25 protein-coding genes are annotated in these 25,421 nt (G+C 53.8%); 21 read left to right on the top strand and 4 right to left on the bottom strand.

What is annotated here, in order from left to right:
- The first annotated feature begins 15 nt into the window (after positions 1-15).
- The 12 genes from P1P89_10865 (at position 16) to P1P89_10920 (ending at position 11,443) form a co-directional block, all read left to right on the top strand.
- Entirely contained in the window at positions 16-1,293 is a 1,278-nt protein-coding gene (locus P1P89_10865; GenBank protein ID MDF1592006.1) for a Tm-1-like ATP-binding domain-containing protein, read from the top strand.
- 35 nt (positions 1,294-1,328) lie between these two features.
- Positions 1,329-2,666: a phenylacetate--CoA ligase family protein gene (locus P1P89_10870; protein MDF1592007.1), complete on the top strand. Its 1,338-nt coding sequence runs from the start codon at positions 1,329-1,331 to the stop codon at positions 2,664-2,666.
- Positions 2,667-2,887: 221 nt separating this feature from the next.
- Positions 2,888-3,058, top strand: coding sequence for a hypothetical protein (locus P1P89_10875; protein ID MDF1592008.1), 171 nt, complete (start codon positions 2,888-2,890; stop codon positions 3,056-3,058).
- 327 nt (positions 3,059-3,385) lie between these two features.
- Positions 3,386-4,192 (top strand): DUF3786 domain-containing protein, encoded by an 807-nt coding sequence (locus tag P1P89_10880; protein MDF1592009.1) that lies wholly within the window; start codon positions 3,386-3,388, stop codon positions 4,190-4,192.
- A gap of 122 nt (positions 4,193-4,314) precedes the next feature.
- A complete protein-coding gene (locus P1P89_10885) occupies positions 4,315-5,154 on the top strand; it encodes a 4Fe-4S binding protein (protein MDF1592010.1) in 840 nt (279 codons plus the stop codon).
- Between the two features lie 13 nt (positions 5,155-5,167).
- Positions 5,168-6,118 carry a D-2-hydroxyacid dehydrogenase family protein gene (locus P1P89_10890; GenBank protein ID MDF1592011.1) on the top strand — a complete coding sequence of 317 codons (951 nt, stop codon included), beginning with the start codon at positions 5,168-5,170 and terminating at the stop codon, positions 6,116-6,118.
- A gap of 136 nt (positions 6,119-6,254) precedes the next feature.
- Positions 6,255-9,116 (top strand): GAF domain-containing protein, encoded by a 2,862-nt coding sequence (locus P1P89_10895; GenBank protein ID MDF1592012.1) that lies wholly within the window; start codon positions 6,255-6,257, stop codon positions 9,114-9,116.
- 8 nt (positions 9,117-9,124) lie between these two features.
- Complete coding sequence (locus tag P1P89_10900) at positions 9,125-9,610, top strand: putative molybdenum carrier protein (GenBank protein ID MDF1592013.1); 486 nt, start codon at positions 9,125-9,127, stop codon at positions 9,608-9,610.
- On the top strand, positions 9,600-10,127 hold the full coding sequence (locus tag P1P89_10905) for a glycine/sarcosine/betaine reductase selenoprotein B family protein (GenBank protein MDF1592014.1): 528 nt from the start codon (positions 9,600-9,602) through the stop codon (positions 10,125-10,127). The genes P1P89_10900 and P1P89_10905 overlap by 11 nt, the downstream gene beginning before the upstream one ends.
- 18 nt (positions 10,128-10,145) lie before the next feature.
- The gene (locus P1P89_10910) at positions 10,146-10,406 is read left to right on the top strand and encodes a hypothetical protein (protein MDF1592015.1); all 261 of its coding nucleotides are present in this window, start codon (positions 10,146-10,148) and stop codon (positions 10,404-10,406) included.
- Positions 10,407-10,459: 53 nt separating this feature from the next.
- Entirely contained in the window at positions 10,460-11,008 is a 549-nt protein-coding gene (locus P1P89_10915) for a hypothetical protein (GenBank protein MDF1592016.1), read from the top strand.
- A 51-nt stretch (positions 11,009-11,059) separates the two neighbouring features.
- Complete coding sequence (locus P1P89_10920; protein MDF1592017.1) at positions 11,060-11,443, top strand: YajD family HNH nuclease; 384 nt, start codon at positions 11,060-11,062, stop codon at positions 11,441-11,443.
- On the opposite strand, the gene P1P89_10925 is transcribed toward P1P89_10920, so the two are convergent.
- From P1P89_10925 to P1P89_10935, 3 genes are read right to left on the bottom strand one after another with little or no spacing between them, the layout of a single operon-like run.
- On the bottom strand, positions 11,426-11,914 hold the full coding sequence (locus tag P1P89_10925; protein MDF1592018.1) for a tripartite tricarboxylate transporter TctB family protein: 489 nt from the start codon (positions 11,912-11,914) through the stop codon (positions 11,426-11,428). The two genes, P1P89_10920 and P1P89_10925, sit on opposite strands and share 18 nt — an antisense overlap.
- Positions 11,904-13,418 carry a tripartite tricarboxylate transporter permease gene (locus P1P89_10930; protein MDF1592019.1) on the bottom strand — a complete coding sequence of 505 codons (1,515 nt, stop codon included), beginning with the start codon at positions 13,416-13,418 and terminating at the stop codon, positions 11,904-11,906. The genes P1P89_10925 and P1P89_10930 overlap by 11 nt, the downstream gene beginning before the upstream one ends.
- Before the next feature lie 49 nt (positions 13,419-13,467).
- Entirely contained in the window at positions 13,468-14,475 is a 1,008-nt protein-coding gene (locus P1P89_10935) for a tripartite tricarboxylate transporter substrate-binding protein (GenBank protein ID MDF1592020.1), read from the bottom strand.
- Positions 14,476-14,976: 501 nt separating this feature from the next.
- On the opposite strand from P1P89_10935, the gene P1P89_10940 reads away from it, so the two are divergent.
- The 6 genes from P1P89_10940 to P1P89_10965 all read left to right on the top strand — a co-directional run bounded on the left by P1P89_10940 (position 14,977) and on the right by P1P89_10965 (position 20,804).
- Entirely contained in the window at positions 14,977-16,572 is a 1,596-nt protein-coding gene (locus P1P89_10940; protein MDF1592021.1) for an MFS transporter, read from the top strand.
- Between the two features lie 3 nt (positions 16,573-16,575).
- Positions 16,576-17,166, top strand: a complete 591-nt coding sequence (locus tag P1P89_10945; GenBank protein MDF1592022.1) for a hypothetical protein — start codon at positions 16,576-16,578, stop codon at positions 17,164-17,166.
- Positions 17,167-17,217: 51 nt separating this feature from the next.
- Positions 17,218-18,900 (top strand): cation:proton antiporter, encoded by a 1,683-nt coding sequence (locus tag P1P89_10950; GenBank protein MDF1592023.1) that lies wholly within the window; start codon positions 17,218-17,220, stop codon positions 18,898-18,900.
- 20 nt (positions 18,901-18,920) lie between these two features.
- Entirely contained in the window at positions 18,921-19,541 is a 621-nt protein-coding gene (locus P1P89_10955; protein MDF1592024.1) for an NIPSNAP family protein, read from the top strand.
- Between the two features lie 280 nt (positions 19,542-19,821).
- Positions 19,822-20,259, top strand: coding sequence for a hypothetical protein (locus P1P89_10960; GenBank protein ID MDF1592025.1), 438 nt, complete (start codon positions 19,822-19,824; stop codon positions 20,257-20,259).
- Positions 20,235-20,804 (top strand): hypothetical protein, encoded by a 570-nt coding sequence (locus P1P89_10965; GenBank protein ID MDF1592026.1) that lies wholly within the window; start codon positions 20,235-20,237, stop codon positions 20,802-20,804. The genes P1P89_10960 and P1P89_10965 overlap by 25 nt, the downstream gene beginning before the upstream one ends.
- Positions 20,805-21,015: 211 nt before the next feature.
- On the opposite strand, the gene P1P89_10970 is transcribed toward P1P89_10965, so the two are convergent.
- Complete coding sequence (locus P1P89_10970; GenBank protein MDF1592027.1) at positions 21,016-22,212, bottom strand: MFS transporter; 1,197 nt, start codon at positions 22,210-22,212, stop codon at positions 21,016-21,018.
- Between the two features lie 195 nt (positions 22,213-22,407).
- On the opposite strand from P1P89_10970, the gene ettA reads away from it, so the two are divergent.
- The 3 genes from ettA to P1P89_10985 all read left to right on the top strand — a co-directional run bounded on the left by ettA (position 22,408) and on the right by P1P89_10985 (position 25,069).
- Positions 22,408-24,087 (top strand): energy-dependent translational throttle protein EttA, encoded by a 1,680-nt coding sequence (gene ettA, locus P1P89_10975; GenBank protein ID MDF1592028.1) that lies wholly within the window; start codon positions 22,408-22,410, stop codon positions 24,085-24,087.
- A 290-nt stretch (positions 24,088-24,377) separates the two neighbouring features.
- A complete protein-coding gene (locus tag P1P89_10980; protein ID MDF1592029.1) occupies positions 24,378-24,773 on the top strand; it encodes a HEPN domain-containing protein in 396 nt (131 codons plus the stop codon).
- Entirely contained in the window at positions 24,740-25,069 is a 330-nt protein-coding gene (locus P1P89_10985) for a nucleotidyltransferase domain-containing protein (GenBank protein MDF1592030.1), read from the top strand. The genes P1P89_10980 and P1P89_10985 overlap by 34 nt, the downstream gene beginning before the upstream one ends.
- Positions 25,070-25,421 lie beyond the last annotated feature (352 nt).

Consider the following 25,421-nt stretch of genomic DNA (forward strand, 5'->3'; position numbering starts at 1 on the left):
AGCGGGAGGTCGACCATGGCCATTGCGGTAATCGGCATGCTCGATGAGCGCGAAGAAGCCTTGCAGCTCATTACGGACGGCATTGAAAAAAAAGGGCATCGGCCCCTGTTGATCGACATCAGCATCGGTACCGGAGCGATCACATCTTCGCTGAAACCCAGTATCACCGCTGAAGAAATTGCCGTGGCCGGCGGAACCACGATGGCAGACATCCAGGCGGCCCTGGCAAAAGAGCGGGAAAAGGCATCGGCAGGCATGGCCCAGGGGCTGGGCAATAAATTGCTGGACCTGTTTCAGACCGGCGATCTGGAGGGCGTCATTGCCATCGGCGGAATGACCGGAACCTTTATCAGCCTCACCGCCATGAAACGCTTGCCGTTTGGGTTGCCGAAACTGTTGATATCGAGCGTTACCGCCATGCCGGCCTACGCCAAAAAGCTGGCGGAATTTTTCGGGGTCCGGGATATTACGGTGATGCACAGCGTGGTGGACACCGTCGGTTATAACCCCCTGGTGAAGAGTCTGATGATCAACGGGGCCGGTGCCATTTGCGGAATGGTAGAGGCATCCGAACCACCCCAAAAAGAGAAAAAGCGTTCGGTCGCCCTTACCGAATTCGGATTTTGCGACCAATGTGCCCAATATGTCAGGGAGCGTCTGGAACAAAGCTATAATATCATCTCCTTTCACGCCACCGGATTGGGTGAAAAAGCCGCGGTGGACCTGGTGGGTCAGGGCCTTTTTGAGGCCTTCATCGATCTGGTGCCCTCGGGCTTCAGCGAGTATCTTCTGGGGGGCAACCGCGCTGCCGGAGATGACCGTCTGGATGCCGGCGGCCGGCAGGGTAAACCCTATATCCTTACGCCCTGCGGGTTTGACATGATCAGCTGCGGCCCGATCCAGAGAAGAGACGAAGGCGACCCCCTCTGGACGTCGCGCAAGCTGGCCCAAAGAAAACTTTTTCTTCAGGATGCCATGCGGGTACAGGCAAGGACAAGTGCGGAGGAAATGGTTCTGGTTGCTCGGGCAGTAGCCGACAAATTAAACAACCACACGGAAAAAAAATCAATAAAGTTTCTGATACCCACCCGGGGCTTTTCCTCATTGAGCGGCGAGGGCGGGGTCCTGTATGATCCCGAAGTGGACGCCGCATTTCTGGTTGAATTAAAGAACCGGCTCGATCCGGACATAAAAATTGTGGAAGTCGACGCCCATATCAACACGCCGGCGTTTGCCGAAGCCGTTGTAACGGCCCTTAAGGACAGCTTTAATGATCGAACCGACGCGCCCTGATCTATCCCGCGCCGCCCGCAATTCCGAGGAAAAATATGTTCCCAAAATCCGATCAGTTCTGGAACCCGCTGCTGGAGACCCTGCCAAGGGAAAAACTCACCGAGCTGCAGGTCAAAAAATTCAGACGAATCCTGAAATGGGCCTTTGACAATTCCAGATTCCACCGTCAGCTCTATAAAGATGCGGGTTTGGCGCCCGAGGACATCCGCACCATGGCGGATATCGCCCGGGTGCCCAAAGTGGAAAAAAGCATGATGCGCGGCATTCAGAAAAAAGACCCTTACCCTTACGGCGACATGCTGTGTGTTCCGCTGGAGCGTGTTTCCGCGTTCCGCCAGACCAGCGGCACAACCGGCCAGCCCGTGTATCAGCCGGATACCTGGCAGGACTGGGAATGGTGGGCGGAATCCTGGGCCTATATTCTTTATGCCCAGGGCTACCGCAAATCAGACCGGGTATTTATCCCCTTCGGTTATAATATTTTTGTCGCATTTTGGGCCGGGCATTACGGCGCCGAAAAATTAGGGTGTGAAGTGGTTCCCGGCGGCGTCCTCAACACGGAAGCCCGCCTGCTCAAGATGCAGGAACTGCGGGCCACGGCCACCATGGCGACCCCCACCTATATTCTCGGCATGGCCGACGTTGCCAGAAAAAACCTGGGGCTGGACCCTGCCAAAGATCTTTGTGTCCGCAGGATTACCTGTGCCGGCGAGCCCGGCGCCAGCATCCCCGCCACAAAAAAACGGATGGAAGCGGCCTGGGGCGCCAAGGTGTATGACCACATCGGCGCAACCGAAATCGGGGCTTGGAGCTATGAGTGTGAATCCCAGCCCGGGGGGCTGCATGTCAACGAGGGTCTTTTCCTCGTTCAGATCGAAGACATCGAAACCGGTGAAATAATCGAGGCGCCGAACCGGCAGGGGAAAATGATCATCACCGCCTTTGACCGGCTGGCGCAGCCCTGCGTCCGGTTCGATTCCAAGGATATCATCATGTGGCACGACCGGCCATGTCCCTGCGGACGGACATTCCGCATGATCAAAGGAGGGGTCGTGGGCCGGGCCGATGATATCACCAAGGTAAAGGGAGTGCTGCTCGCACCCACGGCCATCGAAGAGGTGGTGCGGGACGTTCCCCAGTTGGGGGACGAATACGAAGTCATCGTTATCAAAAAAGGCGATACCGATGACATCTCTCTCAAAGTGGAACTGCAACCGGGCGCGGACAATTTAAAAGCGGAAATTTTGCTGAAATTAAACGACCAGCTCAGGCACAAGACCGGCCTGCGGTACAATATCTCTTTTCACCCGTATGGTTCTTTGCCCCGCTATGAAACCAAGGCCAAACGGTTTAAGGATCAGCGCAAAAAGTAAATAATATTCGCGATGTCAGATACGCCTTTTGTTTGGATCATTTGAATTTTGGTCATTAAATATTGTTTCGGATTTCGGATTTCGTGCTTCGGATTTAGAGTCTTTGCACTTCATACGACAGAGCCACTGAACTCTGATCTGGCCCTTTGAAAATCCCGCCATCCGGCGGGGGAGGACCAGGTTTTCTATGCTGGAATAAATTAATCGAGGAGGAACCGGATATGGACAGTTTAGATCTTGAAACAATCAGCAAAACGATCGAACAAATCGAAACATCAGCTACGGTGCTCATTGATAAGGCCCAGGGAATTCAGGCAATTGAACGCAATGCCGAGCGAATCCTGGCGAGCGTAAAAATGCTCCAGATCAATGTCAGCGACCTTCTTTCCTGATATCTCCTGCCGGACCGCTCCCATAGAAAATCGGTCTCCCCCTTGAACCGCAATCGCGAGCGCATTCCCCGCAGCAGCTCGATTTGTCTTCGACTCTGAGCTCAGACCGAAGGGAGCTCGTCGACAAGTCTTGTTGGAGCGAAGCGGAGATCCCGTTTTGCATGGCTACGGATTAACTTTCAAATATTTTCGGCAAAATATCAACAATGGGCAGGGATAAAAAGCAATTGCGGCCTTGACTTTTAAGTCCCACTGCTGACATACATTTAAGTGACGGACGGCTGGAACATCATACCGTTCGGCCTCAACTGACCGGGAATTTCAGGCATGTCCAGATTCAAGAATACCATGGAAATCTTCCTGCTGCTCGACAAGTCCAATTGCCGGGACTGCCATCTGCCCACCTGCCTGGCTTTTGCCGCCGCTGTTTTCAAGGGACAAAAGCAGTTAAATGAGTGCCCCCGCCTGCCCCGTGATATCATTGAACGGTTCGGCGCCGGAATAACGCCCCCCGACGGTGTCGCGGCGGAAGGCGACGTTCAGACAAAACAACTGCAGGAAAAAATCGGTTCCATCGACTTGGCTGCTGCAGCCAAGCGTCTGGGGGCTCGGTTCAGCGACAACAAATTGACCCTCAAGGTTCTCGGTAAAGATTTCAGTGTGGATGCAAAAGGAAACCTTTCTTCGGATATTCACATCCACTCATGGGTGGCCATCCCGGCGCTGAGCCATATCCTCGAGGGCAGCGGGATTTCACCTTCCGGAAAATGGGTCCCTTTCAGAGAATTGAAAAACGGCCGGACATGGCAGCGGCTGTTTGCCCAGCGCTGCGAGAAACCCATTAAACGGGTAGCGGACATTTATCCGGATCTTTTTGAGGATATCGTCCGTATCTTTAACGGCCGCCCGGTGGAAAACCATTACGATGCCGACATTGCCCTGGTCCTGCACCCCCTGCCGAAGGTGCCGATCCTGATCAGTTACACCAAACCGGAAGACGGATTCGAATCCGACCTTAATATGTTCTTTGACGCCACGGCAGAGAAAAACCTCAACATTGAATCCATCTTCGCACTGGGAACCGGGCTGGCGCGGATGTTTGAAAAGATTGCTTTTCGGCATGGGTTTCGATAATTGAGCAGAGTATGAGGATTAAAGCTCTCAGGGGAACCTGATTAAATTCTTTCCAAATCTTTTTATATTAAACATCAAAACAGCTACTCATCAGATTTCATGCAAGCTTCAGGAGGAAACTTATGACGGCAACTGTTTACAAACAGATGCTTGAAGTTATGACAAAACGAGGAGGCCCCTATGCCGGTATGGATGTTCCCGAGTTCTATGCGCTGGTGGAGGCGTTGTTCACACCCCGGCAGGCTGAAATCAACAATGTCCTGACCCGCAAGCCCGCCACGGCCGCTGACATTGCCGGCCGGATTCAGAAGGACGAAGCCCAAATTAACGCCGGCAACACGATTCACACCTATGATCAGGTCCAGACCTACATCGATAAGTATGATACCATTTGCGTGGGGACCTGTTTCTGCCGTCAGGCAGCCCGCTTAAGGGGCGAAAGCGTTCACGACATGCCCATGGAAGTCTGTTTCTGGTTCGGCAAGGCCGGTGAATTCGCGCTTGAAAGGCTGGGCGGACGCAGGCTGACCCGTCAGGAAGCCAGAAATCTTCTGTATGAAACCGAAGCGGCCGGACTGATTCACATGAGCCGCAATACCGCCGAGGAAATCGACTTTTTGTGCAATTGCGACCGCTGGCACTGCGAGGTCGTCACCGAGATTCTTAAACAGCCCCGGCCTGCGCTGGTCTTTAATTCGGGCTTTGGGCCGGTTGTTGATCCCGAACGTTGCGTGGCCTGCGAAACCTGCATCGGTCGCTGCCCCCCCGCAGCCTTGAAAATGGGCGACCAGAACGCACCGGTGGTGGATATGGATCGCTGCTTCGGCTGCGCGGTATGCGCTTCCGGCTGCCCCCAGGATGCCATTCTTATGGAGGCAAGGCCCGGCTGGCAAGCGCCGCCCGGGAGCGTAAAAGACCTGGTGACGGCCCTGAAAAAGAACGCAGCCGCCAGACAGGACTGAAAAGGAGGGTCAAATGAGACTGGCAATTTTAGACGATATAGAAGACGTTGCCTTGAAGCTGGCGGACTGGGACAGTCTCGGACCCCAAATCAAAATCGATGTTTTCCGGGACAATATCAAGGAAGAAACGGCCCTGGCAAAGCGCCTGCTGCCATACGACATCCTGGTGATCATGCGCGAACGCACCCGTTTTCCCCGCAGCCTGATCGAAAAACTCACCCACCTGAAACTGCTGGTGACCACAGGGGCCAGAAACCTGGCTATTGATATGGCCGCCTGCCAGGAAAGCGGCATTACGGTTTGCGGCACCGCGTCATCCAAAACAGCGCCGGCTGAACTGGCCTGGGCCCTGATCCTGTCCTGCCTGCGAAAAATCCCGCAATTGGATCGTACGGTTCGCGACGGCCGCTGGGGAGATGGGATCGGATCCGGTCTGGCAAGCAAAACCCTGGGCGTATTGGGCTTAGGCAAACTGGGAATTCAGGTCACGCGTGTGGCACTGGCCTTCGGCATGAACGTCATCGCCTGGAGCCAAAACCTGACGCCGGAGAAGGCTGAAGCAGCCGGCGCATGTTGGGTGGAAAAGGATGAATTTTTTTCCGCCGCAGACATCATCACGATTCACCTGGTCTTAAGCGACCGCACCCGGGGTCTGGTAGGCGCCCGTGAACTCGGGCTGATGAAGCCCAGCGCCTATCTCATCAACACATCCCGCGGTCCCATCGTCGATGAGGAGGCTCTGATCGCCGCCCTCACGGAAAACCGCATCGCCGGCGCAGGACTCGATGTTTTCGAGACCGAACCGCTCCCCCCGGATCACCCCTTTTTGCGTCTGCCCAACACCGTGATGACACCGCATGTGGGATATGTCTGCAGAGAGGGCTTTCAAATCTATTTCCGTCATGCCAAGGAAGATGTGGCCGCCTGGCTGGCCGGAAAACCGGTCCGGATGTTGCAGCCTTGAAAGCTGCAGGCTGCCTCGCCGGCAGTCCAAATGACATGATCGATAAAAACCGCTGAGTTTTATTGACTGTTTCGATAGATTCCATTAAAAATTAAAAGAAATTAATTGAATTATTCCTAAACCAGACAGGATCACCATGCCCAAAAAACCGCCCCAAGAGGTTTTAGAGAAACAGCGCGATGACGCATCTCCCGTCAACCGGCAAACAGAGTCGGCACTGCGGGAAAGCGAAAAAAGACTTGCCCAGATTGTTCAGGGGCTTTCCATCCCAGCGTTTGTTATCGATCAGAACCATATCGTCACCCACTGCAACCGCGCCCTGGAGAGTCTCACCGGCATATCAGCCAACGTGCTGGTGGGAACCACGGATCAGTGGAAAACATTTTATACGCAAAAACGCCCCACCCTGGCCGACCTCATCGTCGATGGGGTTTCCGAGGATACCATTGCCGGACACTATCCCGGCATATATAGCCGCTCCGCCCTGATCGAAGGCGCCTATGAAGTGGAAAATTTTTTTCCCCGTGTCGGCGGCGAGGGCAAATGGCTTTTTTTTACAGCCGCTCCCCTGATGGACGACAGCGGCAGGATCACCGGCGCCATTGAAACCCTTCAGGATATCACGGACCGCAAACGCGCCGAGCAGGAACTGCGCCGGACCGAAAGACGGCTGCGGGCCCTGCTGGATTTTGCACCCTATCCCATAGTGGTTTTCACCCTGGACGGCTGTGTCTCCTACCTGAACCCGGCATTCAGTGAAACCTTCGGCTGGACCCTGCCCGAACTGGAAGGAAAGCGGATTCCCTATATACCCCCGGAGCTTGTCAAAACGACCCGGGAAGACATCAAGCGGCTTCTCCAGGAGCGGGTCTTAACCGGTTATAAAAGCCAGCGCCTGACCAAAGACGGACGGCTGCTGGATGTCGTCCTGCGCGCCGCCACCTTTTCCGAAACTGAAAATGAAACCGCCGGCATTATTGTCATTCTAAGGGATGTCACCCAGGAAAATAGAATGACCCGCAGCAATGAAGCCATGCTCAGCATCAGCATGGCGCTGCCGGAATATCCGGACCTGCAGGAGCTTCTCTACTATGTCAACTGCGAAGTCAAACGCCTGCTCTCCACCGAAGGCGCCATCGCCGTTCTTTACGATGAGATCAAGGGAGACCTCTTCATGCTGGGGCCCGCCTATGATGACATGGCCACCGAAAGGCGGGTGCAGGAAGTCCGCTTCCCCATTGACAAGCTTGTATCCGGACAAGTGATTCGGTCCGGCGAGCCGGTGATCATTTCCGACACCTCCATCAATCGGCATCTTCACGAGGAAAGGGATCAAAAGTTCGGCTACAGGACCCGCAACCTGGTGGTCGTGCCGCTCAAAAGCAGTGAACGCACCATCGGCACCTTATGCGCCATCAACAAGAAGGAGGGCGGTTTTGACGAGTCCGACGTGGCGCTGCTCAGCCTGATTGCCGGAACCGTGGCCCTTTCCATTGAGAATGCCCGCTTTTCGGAGGATTTAAAGAAAGCACTGCGATTCACCGAAGCCCTATTAAGAATCAGCGTGGCCCTGCCCATGCACCCCGAACTGGACGACCGCCTCAATTATGTCAACAGCGAAATCAAGCGGCTCCTAAATTCCGAAGGAGCCATGGTTATTTTGCTGGATGAAGAAAAAAAAGAACTCTTTGCCATCGGCGCCGCCTTTGACGCCATTGATACCGAGGAAAGGGTCGAAAAATATCGATTCGGCATCGATGAGCTCGAAGCCGGCACTGTCATTCGGAACGGCGAACCGGTCATCATTAACGATACCTCCATCAATCGGCACCTTCACGAAGAAAGGGACAAGAAGTTCGGCTACAAGACCCGCAACCTGGTGCTGGTTCCCCTGCGGGGGCGGGAGCGAATTGTCGGCGTTCTTTGTGCCATTAACAAAAAATCGGGGGGCTTCGGCAAATCGGACGTGGAGCTGCTCAGCTCGATTTCAGGCACCGTCGCCCTCTCCATCAAGAACGCCAGGGTTACCGAAGAGCTTAAAAAAGCCTATAGCGAAGTAACGGGTTTGAACCGGGCAAAGGACAAGGTCATCAACCATTTATCCCATGAGCTCAAAACGCCCGTAGCCATCATCACCAGTTCCTTGGGTCTCCTGGTCAAAAAAATAAGCGACATCCCCCAGCCTGTCTGGAAACCCACCGTCGACAGGGTCAAGCGTAACCTGAACCGCATCCTCGACATCCAGTATGAACTGGACGACATCATGCAGGGCAGGGAACCCAAGGCTTACGGCCTGCTGGTGCTCCTGTTGGAACAATGCGCAGACGAACTGGAAAGCCTGATTGCAGAAAATGCCGGAGAGGGCGAACTGGTGGGGCTCGTGCGCAAACGCATCGACGAACTTTTCGGGCCGGCGGTTGCAGTTTCGAAGAACATCGACCCGGGTCAAACTTTGCTGAACCGGCTGGAAGCTTTAAAACCCCGTTTTTCAGAACGCCGGATCGACATTATCCACCGGATTGAACCCGTCCCCCGGATACTTCTTCCCCCGGATGTCGTCCAGAAGGTGCTGGACGGTCTGCTCCGGAATGCCATCGAAAACACACCGGATGAAGGCAAGATCGAAGTGGATGTTTACAAGGGTGGGGAGGGAGCGGTACTGAGGGTCCATGATTATGGTGTCGGCATCACCGCGGAAGCGCAAAAGCGGATCTTCGAAGGATTTTTCACATCCCGGGATATTTCATCCTACTCAACCCGCAACCCTTTTGAATTCAATGCCGGCGGCAAAGGTGCGGACCTGCTGCGCATGAAAATTTTTTCCGAGCGGTATCATTTTCAAATCGAAATGCGCTCAACCCGATGCAAATATATCCCCAGGGAGCGGGATCTTTGCCCCGGCCGGATCAGCAGCTGCAGTTTCTGCAGCCAAGCCGAAGATTGCCACCGTTCCGGAGAAACGACGTTTCTGGTTAACTTTCCGGCCGCAACCGGATAGGAATGATCATGATTGAAAAAATTATCTCCGGCGGACAAACCGGAGCCGACCGGGCCGCGCTGGACGCCGCCATTGAAATCGACATTCCCCACGGCGGCTGGGTGCCCAAGGGCCGGCTGGCCGAAGACGGAGCGGTTCCGCTTCTTTATCATTTAAGCGAAATGCCCACCGACAGTTATGCCGTTCGAACGGAACAAAATGTTGTGGATTCCGACGGCACGCTGATCCTTTCCCACGGACCGCTGTCCGGTGGTTCCGCCCTGACACAGGATCTGGCGGAAAAGCATGAGCGGTTTTGCCTGCATATCGATTTAAACCGGATCCCGACCTTTAAGGCTGCCGCCATGATTGCCGCCTGGATTGCGCTGCATCATATCAAAACATTGAATGTGGCCGGTCCGCGCGCCAGCAGCGACCCGGATATATACCAAAAAATAAAAAGCATCCTGATCGCAGCTTTCCATAAAGAAAGGAGAAAAAACAATGGCGTTTGATCTGAACACCTTTAAAGCCGCTTATGAAAAATGGGTTACGGAAAGCCTGCCGGACTTCCGTGCCCGCAAAATGGATGAGATCGTTAAAAAGTATCCTTTTGTAATATCCGATGACGTTCCCTGGACCCCTTACAGCGGAAAGCCGGCGGAACAGACCTTTGCCCTGGTTACCAGCGGCGGGCTCTACCTCAAGGACAGCCAGCCCCCTTTTGATACCGAATCGATCCACGGAGACCCCTCCTATCGAGAAATTCCCAGGACCGTTCAGCAGGAAGACCTTGGCTTTTCCCACGCCCATTATGACCATAGCCTGGCGGAACAGGACTTTAACACCATCTTCCCCATCCAGCGGTTCATAGAGCTGGAAAAGGAAGGCATCATCGGCAAACTGGCCCGGTCACATTACAGTTTCAGCTATGTCAACGACGTTGCGCCGTTGGTTACAAAGGCTGTTCCGGAGCTCATCGGCCGGATCCGAGCGGCCGGCGTGGATGTGCTGTTCCTGGTGCCGGTCTGACCGAAATGCCATCAGACCGTGGGTCTGATTCAGCGTCAGGTCGAAGCGGCCGGAATTCCCACCATATCCATAGGCAATATGGCCGACCGCATGGGCCACATCAAACCTCCCCGCGCCCTGCTGGTGAAGTTTCCCCGGGGCAGCATGCTCGGCGAGCCGGGCAACGTCGGGCGCCAGCGCCGCGTCATTCTGGATGCCCTTAACGCACTGAACGTAATGACTGAACCCGGCACCGTAGAGGAACTGCCCTATCGCTGGAAGAAGCCGGACCCGGAGTAACGGAAGAGAACATGAAATTCACCCCTTGTTTACGATCCATTAGGGGCACCATCATGGCTGTATGCCTGCTGGCCGCATTCGTACCCCAGGCCCAGGCGGAACCCAATGAAAGTGCAAACTTTCTCATCAATGATTCCGTATCGTTGCTGGACTTTGGCATCTACAAACTCGAAAATGAACTCAAGGGGTTTCGAAACGATCTCACCATCCGGTTCCAGCCCCCCCATTCGTCCTTTGTGGATTACGACTGGGATGAAAATAAAATCACAATCGTGCTTTCTTATGGAGATCCCGGAAACCCTCCCGTCAAAGAAATAAAAAATGAGATAATATCCGTGGTTGCAGCCTTGAAAAAATATTTCGGCGTCGGCCCGACGGGTGAACCCTTTCAAAAGGGGGGATTCAGCCGTGTGGGAGATCATTTCTCCCACAGGGGCTATACCAAAAAAAATATGCCGCAAAACCTGAAGCGTGAGATAGACAACATGGTCGAAATTAAAATTATATTTTACGTTCAAAACTACAGCCGCTACTTTGAATGCCGCAACCGGCTGGTGGGTAACAGCAGTGAAAAAATCACCTGCACGGATTATCTTCCGTGAATGTTGATTGAAGCAGGTGCCGGCGATAATTTATTGTGAAAGGAAATAGGGATGACATCGGGGGAAAAAGGACCGGAAAACGGCGACAGGAATCGGATCGTTGCCGAGGCCCTGCGCAACCGCGAAAAATGGGAGCAGACTTATCGGGCCAGAGCACTCAAGCTCTTTGCCCCGGTCTGCGGCCGCTGCGGGCGTGATTTCAGCGGCAAAAGACTGCGGGAACTGACCGTCCATCACAGGGACCATAATCATGACAACAATCCGCCGGACGGCAGCAACTGGGAGCTGCTGTGCCGGTATTGTCATGACAATGAACATTCGCGTTATGAGGACGCTCAATATGATATTGGGCACACACCTGAACCGGATCAGGGGCCGGGTCTTGCCCACCGGCCCTTTGCGAACCTTGCAGACCTTTTAAAAAATAAAAAGTAGGCTGAAAACCCAGCCTTCCCGGAAGGGTACATTCAAAAGCCAGACAAAGAGGCCGTAAAAACTCGCCCAGGCGACTGCGGACAGTCCGATGGATAGTTTCCAGCTCTCCTTTCCATAGATTTTAAAAAAAGAAAGGAAAAAAATCGGAATTGCAATGGGAAATCCGACCAGGAGTATCAAAACGAAGAATCCGAAAATCCAACCGAATATTCGCAGGGTCCGGAATAAAGCGGTCCGGCTGTCGCCATCGCCGTCCGACAGCTTAAAATCAAACCCGGCCGCATCTCCAACCCCTTCTCCCTTGCCTGTCAGGTTTATCAAAAATTCCGTTAGTGCCATTAAAAAAACCGGCACACCGATGGCAACGGGGAACAGTGCCGTTTTAAACGGCCATCCGGCGGCGGTGATGACAACCGCCAGTGAAATCCCTGCAACAAAGAGGCCCATAGCTGCGCCGCCATTAAATTTCATCGGACGATTCTCCCTTCTGCAGTCTTTTGCGTTGAATAAACGGATAAACCGCCACCGCCACCGCCAGCAGGAATATAACAATCACCTTGGGTCGATACAGCCAGTCCCAGCCGTATCGGGACGTGGAAACATACAGATAGGTCTCGGCCAGTTCGCCCAGGATAAAGCCCAGGATAAAAGGCGGGCGCGGCCAGTTGAACCGCACCATGAAATACCCCACGCATCCGAACGATAGGACCGTAATCAGATCGCCGATATGATTGGTTGAGGTATAGGCCCCGATAAATGTCAGCAGGAGTATGAACGGGATCAGCAGTTTGCCCCGGATCGTGGTCAGCGCCGCAATGTGGTTGATGAAAAGAAAGCTCACCAGGACGATGATAATGTTGGCCACCACAATCGTCCATACCATGGAAAACGTCAAGGTCAGGTGCTTGGTCAGCATTTCCGGGCCGGGCACCAGCCCGAGGAGAAAAAAGGCCCCCAGCAGAATCGCCATGCCGCTGCTGGCGGGAATGCCGAAGGCGACCGTGGGAATCAGGCCGGCGCCTTCCTTGGAATTATTGGCCGCACCCGGTCCCAGGACGCCCCGTATATCCCCCTGGCCGAAGCCTTCCTGTTCTTCCACCGTTTTGGCGCTCTGGGTGGCATGGGCATAGGACATCCACTGGGCCACCCCGCCCCCCAGTCCCGGCAGAATACCGATCAACGAACCGACCAGACTGCACCGGACGGTGAGCCAGAAGTGCGTGAACGTATCCCGAACCCCCTGCATCACCCCCTTGCCGAGCTTGCCCGAAGGCACATCTCCCGCAATGGCGGTTCCCCGGACCGCAAGGTCGACGATTTCCGGAACGGCAAAAAGACCGACCAGGACCGGGATAACCGGCAGCCCGTTCCACAGATAAAGCGAGTCGAACGTAAACCGCAGGATGCCGGCCTGGCGGTCCTGGCCCACCAGCGAGCACAGCAGCCCGATGCCGCCGCTCAGGAGCCCTAGCAGAAGCCCCCGGCGGTCCTGGCCGCTCAAGGAAGAGATACAGGTCAACCCCAGCAGAATGACCATCAGCATCTCCGGCGATCCGAACGCCAGGACCAGGGGCCGCACAATCGGGATGGAGATGGCCAAGAACATGGCGCCGAATACCGCCCCGATCAGGGAGCTCATGAGGGCGGCGCCGATGGCCCGTCCGGCCTCTCCTTTTTTCGCCATGGGATAGCCGTCCACGATGGTGGCCACCGTGGTGGCCTCCCCGGGAATGCCGAAAAGAATCGACGTAATATCCCCCGTCGTCTGGACAACCGAATGCATCCCCAAGAGAAAGGGGAGCGCTTCCTGGGGGGTCATTTTATAAATAAACGGCATCATCAGGGCCAGTGTCGTCGCCCCCCCTAATCCTGGCAGAATCCCTACCCAAAATCCGATTCCCGCGCCGAGGAGCAGATACAGAAATGATTTCCATTGGAAAACCAGTATCAGGCCGCCTACAAAAGCATCAAGCATAGCTGCGCTCCATTATCAGAGTAAGCTTCGAGTTCTTTGGGATATTCTTTTAGAACTGTACGAATTTCTTAAATTCGTTAACCATATCCTCCGGCTGATTGAGAATAAAGTTAATCACTTTCAGGCATTCTTCGGCCGGGACATAGGTGATTTTCATTTTGTTTTTTTCGGCATCCTTCTGAAGCTCCGGATCTTTTTCCACCTTTGCAAAGGCTTCCCGCAAAATATTCATCACATTTTCCGGGGTCCCCGGCGGCGCCACATAGGGCCGCCCGAAACGATCGGGCGCAGAGCGCATCATCAAAAGCGTTTTTGCTTTCGGATCCGTCACCAGGTCTTCATCCACCGGCAAATTTTCGATCCCTTCCTCGGCAATACGGCCTCGCAATACCGGACGCACCACGCCCCTATCAATAAATGGAAGCGCGGAACTGTAAGAAGAACCTCTGCCGTCGAGTTCCTTGCGCTCCACCGCCAGCATCACATCCGCGCTGGAAGGATAACTGATATTTTTCAGGTCCATGCCCAGAAACGCCTGCAGCATGCTGAGCAGATGGCCGTTGCTGTCGCCGGGGCCGGTGGAGCCCAGCATCTTTACCGATTTGTCCTTAAGCATCTCATCAAAGGTCTTGTAGGGAAGGTCTGTCCGTATGACCAATACGGTGGCTTCCACCGCAGAAGACCCGATCCAGGCATATTTACGCATATCGAACTTGGCGCCTTTTTTTGCGGTGAGCTGGGCAAAGGGCAGACCGCGGTTAAAGGTGCCGATGGTCAATCCGTCCGGTTTGGCAATGTTGTAAATGTAATTGGCGGTAATCATACTGGAAGCCCCCGGCATGTTTTCGATGATGAAGGTGGGCTTTCCGGGAATATACTTCGGAAGGTGTTTTGCCAGCAGCCGGGCCATCCGATCATACCCCCCGCCGGGTGCAAACCCGACTACAATTTTAATCTTCTTGCCCTCATAATAGGGTGCCGCCTGTGACCGATCGACCGAAAATAAAACCGTTGCAAGACAGAAGACAACAAGCAAAAAAATAGTACTTTTCTTCATGATGTTCCTCCTTTGGGGTCTTTTAAAACAAGTTCCGACATTGATTCACAAACGAATCTTGTTATTTAAACCGTGTGGCTCCAATAGGGTTGCCTCAACCCTCCTTTGGCAATTTTAAATGGATGCCTGGACACGGATTTGTTCGTCCCAACAGATGGCCAATACAAAAACACAAAGAAAAGCGAGCGTTTAAATTTTGCTGTACGAAAAAGAGGTGTTAAATGATTGTTTCAATATGTGACCAGTTATTATCTGGTTAAAAAGAAAGATTTGAGATTACATGATGTTCTGGTTTAATTATAACAAATACATAAATTGTCAACAGTTTTTAGCCCCCCGGCAATGTCAAATTAAATTGCTTTGACTACGGAATAAGGATAACATCGCCCTGGATGGAACTCCGCATTGACATGTACGGCCATCCCATATCAAACGGCTGCTCCGGATCGATTTGTGCATTAATATACGGAGAAACAAGCCGGGTACAAAAGGATTTTTCATGTGAATGAAGCTAAATCTTCTGATTTATCGCTTACGCTGAATCAACGCGCGTTAGGAAAACGGTTCTATTACCTCTACGCCTTTTTCAATTCCTTTTCCTGGGCGGCACTGGCCGAAGGGGTGGTCATCCTCTTATTGCTGCGCCTGGGCGCCACCGAAACATGGGTGGGAATTGTTACCTCCCTGCAGTATGTGACCCTGCCGGCAATGGTGCTGGGATATACCACGGTATCCCGGCTCGGCGTAACCGGAACAGCCGGCCTGTTCTGGGGAATCCGCAGCTGCTCGGCCGCCCTGATGATCATCGCCCCCTGGACGCTCCGGTTTGGTGCGAACATACCCCTGTGGTTCATGTTTTTTGGTTCGCTGGGCTTTATGCTGGGCCGGGCCGCGGGTCTGATATCCTTTACCGGCATTATTACCGAGTTGACGACCACGCGTGACCGCGGCGAGCTGATATCGAATTCATCCAGGATCTCCCAGTTCGGATCAATCCTGATGACCCTTGGAATGGCCCTCTTTTTAGGAACAGCTGCTCCGCTCCACCGCTACCAGATCCTTTTGGCTTTTGGCATGCTGTGTGGTTTAATCGGCGCCGGCGCACTCTTCAAAGTGCCGGAATCCGGTATCTTTCGCACAAAAACGCCGTTAAAGCTTTGGGAAGAGCTCCGGTGGAGCCTGGCGACCCGGGGCCGTAAATGGTTCATGGTGATGATGCTGGTAATCCCCATCACCCAAGGGGTCACTTATGCTTTCGGCATCTTGATCGCCAAGCAGGGATACGGTCTCAGCGACCAGACCGTCGTGTTTTTTGTCCTGGTTGCCACCGTTGGGGGCATTGTAGCATCTTATACCTACCGCCTTTTTCTGGACCAGCTCGGCTCGCGTCCCCTGTTGGTGATTACCAGTTTTTTGGACATTGCCGGCGTTGCCCTGGTCATTCTGCTGCCGAAAACATTTACGGCGGTCCTCATCGGCGTCCTTTTTTTTGTCAACGGCTATGTCCATATCGCCTTTAACGCCGCCATGCAGCATTATTTTATCAGTATCACCACCCATGCCCATCAGCTCGCCCATGGAATCATCACCCGGGCTCTCGGGGGTCTGGTGGGAGGGTTGGCGCTGATCTTAGGGGGGTGGCTGCTGGAAAAGCTGAAACTGTCCGCTTCCCTTCCCATTGATCCGCTGCAGCATTTTCGCTGGTTCTACGGCGGATTGCTCCTGCTGTTGATCTTTCGCACGGTGGTGTTCTTTAAGCTGCCGCGGCTGAAATCCCAGGGCATCCGCGATGCCCTCAGCGCCCTCTTCTCTCCATGGGACTGGCGCGCCATACACGCGGTTAAACGCGCCATCAGCGTGCAGAGTGAAGATGAAGAAACCAAGGCCCTGTCGGCCCTGATGCACACCGATTCACGCATCTATCAGGCCGATCTGGAGCATTATTTAGATTCACCCAGCATTTTTATCCGGCAACGCGCCATGGATGCCTTACAGCGTGCCAAACCCACACGATCCCTTATTAAAGCGCTTCAAAGAGATTTACAGGTCAATCAATTTACCACGGCCCATCAGGCGGCCTACCGGCTGGGTCACTGAAAAGTGGTTGAAGCCGTGCCGCTGCTGATCCGGGCAATTGACAGCGAGGACTTTCTGCTAAGCGGCGCAGCTATTTATGCCTTGGTTGAGCTGGATGAGCGCAGCCCGTTTGCCTTGATCGAAAAAAAATTCTTTGAATCCGAAAATCCCTATGTTCTCATCGAAGCCGCCCGGGCAATCTCACTCTGGGGAAATCCCCGCCATTACGACCTGCTGCTCCATAAGTACCTGCTCAATATCCCGCCCCAGGCCAAAGACGAGCTGTCGCTGTCGGTAGCCCTCCTGCTGGGCTTATACGATGCGTTTTACTTTGATCTGGGGATGCTGCACCGCGAGCCCGCCCCCTTGTATCGTGAATGGCTGGAACGCTTCGGCGCCAGGGATAAGGAAGGACTGATCACAGCCATTCGCGAGGGGGATGCCAAACAGAGCCTCCTGCTAGGCGCCCTGCAGCGGCAGCAAATGCGTTATCAGCCATGGTTCTACGAACCCACTGCCGGTTTTCTTGAAAAGTTGCCGGAAATCGTCCCCCAGGAAGAGGCTTTTCTAGTGGCGTTTCTGCTGCTCACACCCAATGGATTTCATCTCAATTGAAACCTGTACGGAAATCAGGTAGGCTGACACGATCATTTTCATGGAGACAGTATGGATCTATGGTTTTTTTTAAAAGAACTGGTGATGCTCCTGGGGGGCGCTTTCCTGCTGGGTGCGCTGGCCCAGCGTTTGGGTCAAAATCCCATCGTGGGGTATCTGCTGGCCGGTACGATTATCGGCCCGTTGCTGTTCAATGCCGCTGCGGTCAATAACGCTGCCGAACTGGGGGTCGCCCTGCTCCTGTTTTCCATCGGACTCGAATTTTCGTTTAAGCGGCTGCGGCAGATGGGTCCCAGCGCATTTGGCGGCGGCTTGGTTCAAGTTCTCGCTACCATCGGCCTCGTCGCGCTGGTTTTAGTCATCCCGCTAACCCTGCCCCAGGCCCTGACCATCGGCGCCCTCGTGTCCCTGAGTTCCACTGCCGTGGTCATGCGAATGCTGGTTGAAACCGCCCAAATCGATTCCATCCGCGGGCGATTCTGCCTGGGCATCCTGCTGCTGCAGGATATCGCCATCGTTCCGTTGGTGGTAATGGTCAGCCTTCTTACGCCGGCCGCCGCCGACACCAGCATGGGCCTGCATCTGCTCAAAATCGGCGCCTCGATTGTGGGCCTGATTATGGCCTTTTATCTTGTTCTGAATTATATCCTGCCGCTGCTGCTGTCCGCCAAGGGGGTTTTTGCAAACCGTGAGCTGATGATATTGCTGTCCATCGCCACCGGGTTGGGGTCAGCATGGTCGGCGCACAGCATTGGGGTTTCACCGGCGCTGGGGGCGTTTATCGCCGGCATGCTCCTGGGTGAATCGCCCTTTGCAACCCAGATACGGGCCGACATCGGTGCCCTTCGGGCCATCATGGTGACACTCTTTTTTGCGTCGGTGGGCATGCTTTTCAAACCGCTCTGGTTCCTGCATCATATGCATTGGGTTCTCCCGGCAGCGCTGTTGATCTTTGTTGTTAAAACAGTGATCATTTTCGGCGTGGGCCGCTTATTCAAACTCAATACCCACCAGAGCCTGGCCGCCGGAATTACCCTGGGCCAGGTCGGTGAGTTTTCCTTTGTGCTGGCCGCCGCCGCCCGGGCGGGCGGAATCCTGGAAAATGATGCCTTTGACCTCATTGTTGCGGTGATTATCGTGCTCATATTCGCCGCCCCCTACATGGTAACCCTGGCGTTTCCCACTACCGATCGCCTGATGAACCTGATTTCCCGCCGAATGCCGGCCGGTGTTCGGGACAGTCCAAGTTCGTCTCAGTCCGCCACCACCCGGGTACTGGTGGTGGGCCTGGGGCCGGCCGGCCGTGAAATTGCAACGGTCCTGAAGGAGCGCCAACTTGAACCCATCGGCATCGACTTAAACCCCCAGAGCCTGGCGGTTGCCAAGGAATTGGGAATCCCGTTCCATCTGGGCGATGCCGCCAGCGAAGAAGTTTTAGTGCACGCCGGCCTGTCGGATGTATGTCTGGCGGTGGTAACGGTGCCGGACCCATACTCGGTTATTCGAATCGTTCAACTGCTCCGGAGCTTAAGAAATGGATTGACCATCGCCGCCCGCTCACGCTATAACCGCCATGTTACGGAAATTCAAATGGCCGGCGCAGACATCATCATTGATGAAGAAGCCAGCATGGGGCAGCAGTTGGCCCAAAAAATTGTGGAACATTTACAAGAAAGTTCCGGCGCCATCCTGGCCTGCCGCCTGGGTGGACAAACGCCTGAGATCATACCCTGACGGACAAAAGGAGGAAATTAATGATTTACGAAATCCGGACCTATACCCTGACACCTGGTTCCATCCCCGAATTTGAAAAGCGTTTTGAGGCCGCACTGCCCAGCCGCACCACTTATTCGGAGCTGGCAGCCTTCTGGCACACCGAGTTTGGACCGCTGAACCAGGTCATCCATGTATGGCCTTTCGACGATCTGGGCCATCGAGCCGAGGTCCGTCGCCGCCTCGCCAAAGAACCCGGCTGGCCGCCTAAAACCGCCGAACTGGTTCTGGCCATGCAGTCGGAAATTTTCACGCCGGCCCCTTATTCGCAAAAACTGGGCGGCGGCCAGAAACTCGGAAATGTTTATGAAATGCGGATCTATCAATACAGGCCCGGTTCCATGCCGACGGTCATTGAACGTTTTGAAACAGCTTTAAAAGGCGGACGCATGGAGCTATCGCCCCTGGCAGCCTGTATGTCCAGCGAACTCGGACTGCTGAATGTCTGGATCCACATCTGGCCCTACGCCAGCCTGGATGACCGTGAGCGCGTCCGTCAGGAGTCCCGCAAACTCGATACCTGGCCCCCCCAAACCCGTGAGATGCTGGTCAGCCAGCAAAACAAGATTCTGATTCCGGCGTCGTTTTCGCCGATGGCGTAAACATATGATCGATTAAAGAATCCTGACCAGAGGAGAGTTGCTTTGTTCGAATTTCATCCACTTTTTGAAATCCCAAGCATCAAACTCCAAATAACAATCAAATCCCAATGACAAAAATTTAAAAATCCGGACTATATCTCATCCTGAATATTTTTAGTCATTGTTCATTGCATTTTGAGATTTATTTGTAATTTGGCCGGAAGCGGTTTCCGTCGACGGGTCTCAGCGCCCCGGCCCGCTGGCGGCGCTGCTGTGGCTGGCCCTGGCAGCCTGCGGCTCGGTGCTGCTGCTGGCGGTTACCAATCAGATCTGCGCTGATATCGCCGTGGTGCCGTTTCTGTGGATTCTGCCGCTTTCCCTCTACCTGACAACCTTCATTCTGTGTTTCGAAAATGAGCGTTTGTACTTTCGCCCGGTATTCTGGCCGCTGCTGATCATTGCAGCGGGGGCCATACTCTGGCTGCTGGATGAAGGTGTGGATCTTGCCATCCATACCCAGGTCCTGGGCTATTCCGGCGGATTGTTTATCCTCTGCATGGTCTGTCATGGCGAACTGGTCCGGTTAAAACCGCACCCGCGGGACCTGACTTTCTTTTACCTGATGGTTTCGGCCGGCGGCGCCCTTGGCGGCCTCTTTGTTACGGTGGCAGCTCCGGCTTTTTTCTCCATTTACCTGGAACTGCATATCGGCCTGTGGCCTGTTGCGCCCTGGCAATGACCGCTTTCTGGTATGAACGCAGACTTGCGCAGCGCCGGACGCGCCCCTGGCAGGCATGGGCCTATATTCTGATCTGTCTGGCGTCCCTGGGATTTTTGGGCGAATCGCTGCGGCGCAACGCCCGTGAGACAATGGCGGATTCCCTTTCTCTTACCCGCAATTTCTATGGTATTCTGCGTGTTGCCGTATACAATTCCAAAAACCCGGATCTGATGAATTACACCCTCCAGCACGGCCGCATCAGCCACGGCTGTCAGTTTACCGCGGTAAACCGACGACGACAGGCCACCACCTATTACGGCGACCGCAGCGGCGTCGGACTCGCCCTGCTGAATATGCCCAGACGGTCCGGGTTGCGTGTGGGTATTTCGGATTCCGAAGCAGAAGAGGAGATCGACGAGACCACCTGGATGCTCATGACCCGCACCAGCGCGTTCCTGTCCATAGAAGACATCCTGGAGGCAACATCAACCGAAAACAAGGAAGCCCGCCGCCGCATTCTCTGGACCGATGACTTTTCCAATCTTTTTCAAATTCTACAATGAGGGGTCACAATAGATGGTAAGCTGGTAAGCTGTTGAACTGTTGAGTTTTCAGATAAATATACTATAAACTGATCCGGCTACGCCCTGCGGGGTATGCCGGACAAGAAACGTCCGTGCCTGCTGCATACTGCTTACTGCCTACTACAAACTGCCTTCTGCTCCCTTAAAGCCTTAAGGTTCCTTAAGCAGCGCGCTCCCTATCTTCCGGGAATCAGTGATCCGCCTTCTTACGTCCGCTGAGAATAGCCACCAATGCGCAAACAAACGTGAAGCCGGCGAAAAGCAGATATCCCAGTGAATAACTGTCGGTGTACGCGGCCACCCCTGCAAAAACCGGCGGTCCCACCACCACCCCCAGGAAGGTAAAAAAAAGACAGCCGCCGGTGGCGGCGCTGACCTGTCCGCCGGGCGCCAGGCGCGCCGCCTCTGCCAGGTAAACCCCGTTCCAGCCGATGGCACTGGCGCCGAATACGATCACGACGATCCAGATGGCCGGGTACGGCCAGTCCGGCGAAAAACAGGCTGTCGCAACAGCCCCCAGCGACATCATAATTCCGATCAATCCCAGCACCAGCGGCGGTTTTAAAAACCGATCGGCAATAATACCCCAGATGATCCTCCCAACGATACCGGCGATTTGGGCTGCAGAAAGGGTCAGCCCGGCGGCGATGAGCGCCATACCGATATTCTTTGTCAGGTAAATGACGAGGTAAGTAATCAGGCACAGCTGCATGCCGCCATAAAAAAATGAGATGATCGCCAGCCGCAGCAGTGGCCGGTGGGTCACCACCAGCCGCAGCGGCCCGGTCACGCCCTGAAAGGAAATCCGCCGGGCCGGCTCACGATCGCCGTCGATCCCCCTGCGGATCGGTTGTCCCAGGATTGCGCTCAGTCCGCAAATAGCCCCCACAATAACAACGGCATACTTCCAGCCCGCAAATAACACCAGGGACGGTACGATCGCGCCGGCCATGGCCCCCCCCAGCGGAACCCCTGTTTGTTTGATGGAGAATACAAACGACATCAGGCTTGCCGGCGCATTGCGCGAAAGGATATGGGAACTGGCCGGCGTGACCGCACCATACCCCAAACCCAGAATCAGCGCGCTCAGGATCAATACCGGCACCGAACCCGCCGCCGCCAGGGCCAGCCCGATACCGCAAACAAGCAGGCAGACCTGGCTGACCCGCAGGGCGCCGTAGCGGCCGATAAAATCAGCGCTCCACAGGCTTGAAAACATGCTGGTGATATAGATCAGACCGATATAAATACCGACGCTGGTCGCGGAAATGCCGATGTCCCCGGCCGCCGTCGGCGCAAAAATCGGTGCAGCAAACGCCGCCATGGAAACCAGGGCCTGGATCACCAGTGTAGCTGTCAGGGGAATGGCGACACCCTTTTTATCCATAGAAACCATCTCTTTCATTACCGTTAATTGTGATTGATCCGTAGTCCGCACTGTGATATCGACGCTCATACGGAAGTTGGCTCTTTACCATTAATTCAAAAAGAAAACAGCTCTTTTTCCGCAAGGAATTTATAAAAACAATCGGTGCCTGTTTATTTCAGACATGGAAACCGATGATCTCATAAGGGGGACAACGTGAGCAGCGAAATCAACAAAGTCATCTATTCGATGATCAGGGTCAGCAAGTATTATGATAAAAAACCGGTATTAAAGGATATCTCACTGTCCTATTTCTACGGCGCCAAAATCGGCGTGCTGGGACTAAACGGTTCCGGTAAAACTTCTCTGCTGCGCATCCTTGCCGGGGTCGATCAGAATTTTAACGGCGAAACCGTCCTTTCGGAAGGATACACCGTCGGCTATCTGGAGCAGGAACCCCTGGTGAACGTGGATAAAACCGTTCGGCAGGTGGTTGAAGAAGGCGTCCAGGAAACAATGGATCTCCTAAAGGAGTTTGAAGAGATTAACGCCAAGTTTGCCGAACCCATGAGCGATGATGAAATGAACGCTCTGATCGAACGTCAGGGACAGGTCCAGGAAAAACTGGATGCCCAGGATGCCTGGGAGCTTGACTCGCGACTGGAAATGGCCATGGATGCCCTGCGCTGTCCCCCCGAAGAAACGTCGGTCACAATCCTTTCCGGCGGCGAAAAACGCCGGGTGGCGCTCTGCCGCCTGCTGCTGCAAAAGCCGGACATTCTGCTGCTGGATGAACCCACCAATCATCTGGATGCCGAAAGCGTCGCATGGCTCGAACAGCATTTGCAGAAATATCCGGGCACCGTCATTGCCGTCACCCATGACCGTTATTTTCTGGACAATGTCGCCGGCTGGATTCTCGAACTTGACCGGGGGGAAGGGATCCCCTGGAAGGGAAACTACTCCAGTTGGTTGGAGCAGAAACAGGAACGCCTGCGCCGGGAGGAGAAGTCCGAAGGCTCCCGCCAGAAAACCCTCCAGCGCGAACTGGAATGGATCCGCATGTCGCCCAAGGGCCGCCACACCAAGAGCCAGGCACGTATCAATTCATACGAAAAACTGCTTTCCCAGGAAGCTGAGGGTCGCGAAAAAGAGCTGGAACTTTATATTCCGCCGGGACCCCGCCTGGGCGATGTGGTCATTGAGGCTGAAAAAGTCGGCAAGGCCTACGGCGATCGCCTGCTGACTGAAAACATGGAATTCCGTTTGCCCCCCGGCGGAATTGTGGGGGTTATCGGTCCCAACGGCGCCGGCAAGACCACCCTGTTCAGGATGATCACGGACCAGGAAAAGCCGGACAGCGGCTCCTTCCGGCTGGGCGAGACGGTGAAACTGGCTTACATCGACCAGAACCGCGAACTGGATCCCAACAAGACGATCTGGGAAGAAATATCCGGCGGCAGCGATCAGATTGAACTCGGCAATCGCCTGGTCAACTCCCGGGCCTATGTGGCCCGCTATAATTTATCCGGCAATGACCAGCAGAAAAAAATTGGAACCCTTTCCGGCGGGCAGCGCAACCGGGTGCATCTGGCCAAGATGCTCAAGGAAGGGGCCAACGTCATCCTCCTGGACGAACCCACCAACGATCTGGATGTCAACACCCTGCGGGCGCTGGAAGAAGCCCTGGAAAATTTCGGCGGCTGCGCCGTGGTGATCAGCCACGACCGCTGGTTCCTGGACCGCATTGCCACCCATATCCTGGCCTTTGAAGGCAACAGCCAGGTTGTTTTCTTTAATGGCAACTGGTCGGGATACGAAGCCGACCGCAAAAAGCGCCTGGGCGCGGCAGCCGACCGGCCCCACCGCATCAAGTACCGCCGCCTGACGCGATAGGTGCTTTTTGGGACCTTCCAATTCACAACCAGGAGGTGCGAATAATTCAAACCTTATTTAAACAAACACGGCTAAAGGATATTTGAACCGTTTGTTTAGCAGTTTTATTTGTTGGAAATTAAGGGAACGTTTACCGAATAAAATTTTTCGGAAGTGGAGATAATGCCCCTTCGATTCCTGTAATACACTTAAATCCCGTTGACAGATTCAGCTGTTTCCCCTATTTTATCATTAAGCGTGTATCTGATATATAATAGCTTATTCCTGAATTAACGGCATTGTTAAACTCCATGGATAAGATTGTAAAGAACTGGGTAGCTACATCAAACTACGATATTCTAACTGCCGATGCTATGTTCAAGGCTGGCCGATATCTTTATGTAGTGTTTATGTGTCACCTTGCCATGGAAAAAATGCTGAAAGCATTGCTGGCGCATAAGCATCCCGAAGATATGCCCCCGAAGATTCATAATCTGATTGTCCTGTCACAAAGGGCAAATATATCACCACCTGATGATCTTAAGGATTTTTTGCAAAGAATCGATAATGTCAGTATTGCTACCCGGTACCCCGAAGATCTTCGGACATTGTCGAAAGAATTTAATCAGGACACGGCCAAACGGATACTAATCGACACAAAGAGAATGTTAAAGTGGTTCAAGCAACACCTAAAATCAGAAGAATAATATTCCGGTACATAAAAAACCTCAGCGAATTGGGAGTACCTGTTGAAACGGTCTACCTTTTTGGGTCACAGGTGCGTCAGAACATCACGATGGGAAGCGATGTAGACATAGCCGTTATATCACCGTTGTTTGAAAAGATGAGTCTTTGGGACAAGGCGGGCTTCCTGGGAAAAGCTGCATGGGATATACCTTTCCCGATGGATGTTCTTGGATTTGCACCTTCTCAGGTAAGAAATGCAGAGCCTGGCACGTTGCTTGGTCATATACTGAAAAGCGGAATTGAAATTACGCATTGATCTGCTTTGCGACCAATTACTGATAATCGAATAATCGGAATCTCACAATCACATATCAATCTCCTGTAGCTTCTACGTTTATTAAACAGTGTGGCATATCATTCTCACTCCGCACTGAAATCGCATCTGACCTGAGCCCGGACAGTGGCCAAAAAATAAAATTTAAACACTTAAGGAGGGTATCATGGCAACCCAAGACAAATGTTGTACGATTGTGCCTTACTTCAAGGTTCATGAAGGCAAGCTTGAAGTTTTTAAGTTGTTGTGCGAACAGTTTGTTGAAAAAACAGATGAGGAACCCAAATGCCTCTATTATGGATTTAGTTTTGATGGCGACCAGGTGCATTGCCGT

This window comes from Desulfobacterales bacterium, assembly GCA_029211065.1.
Lineage (GTDB): Bacteria > Desulfobacterota > Desulfobacteria > Desulfobacterales > JARGFK01 > JARGFK01.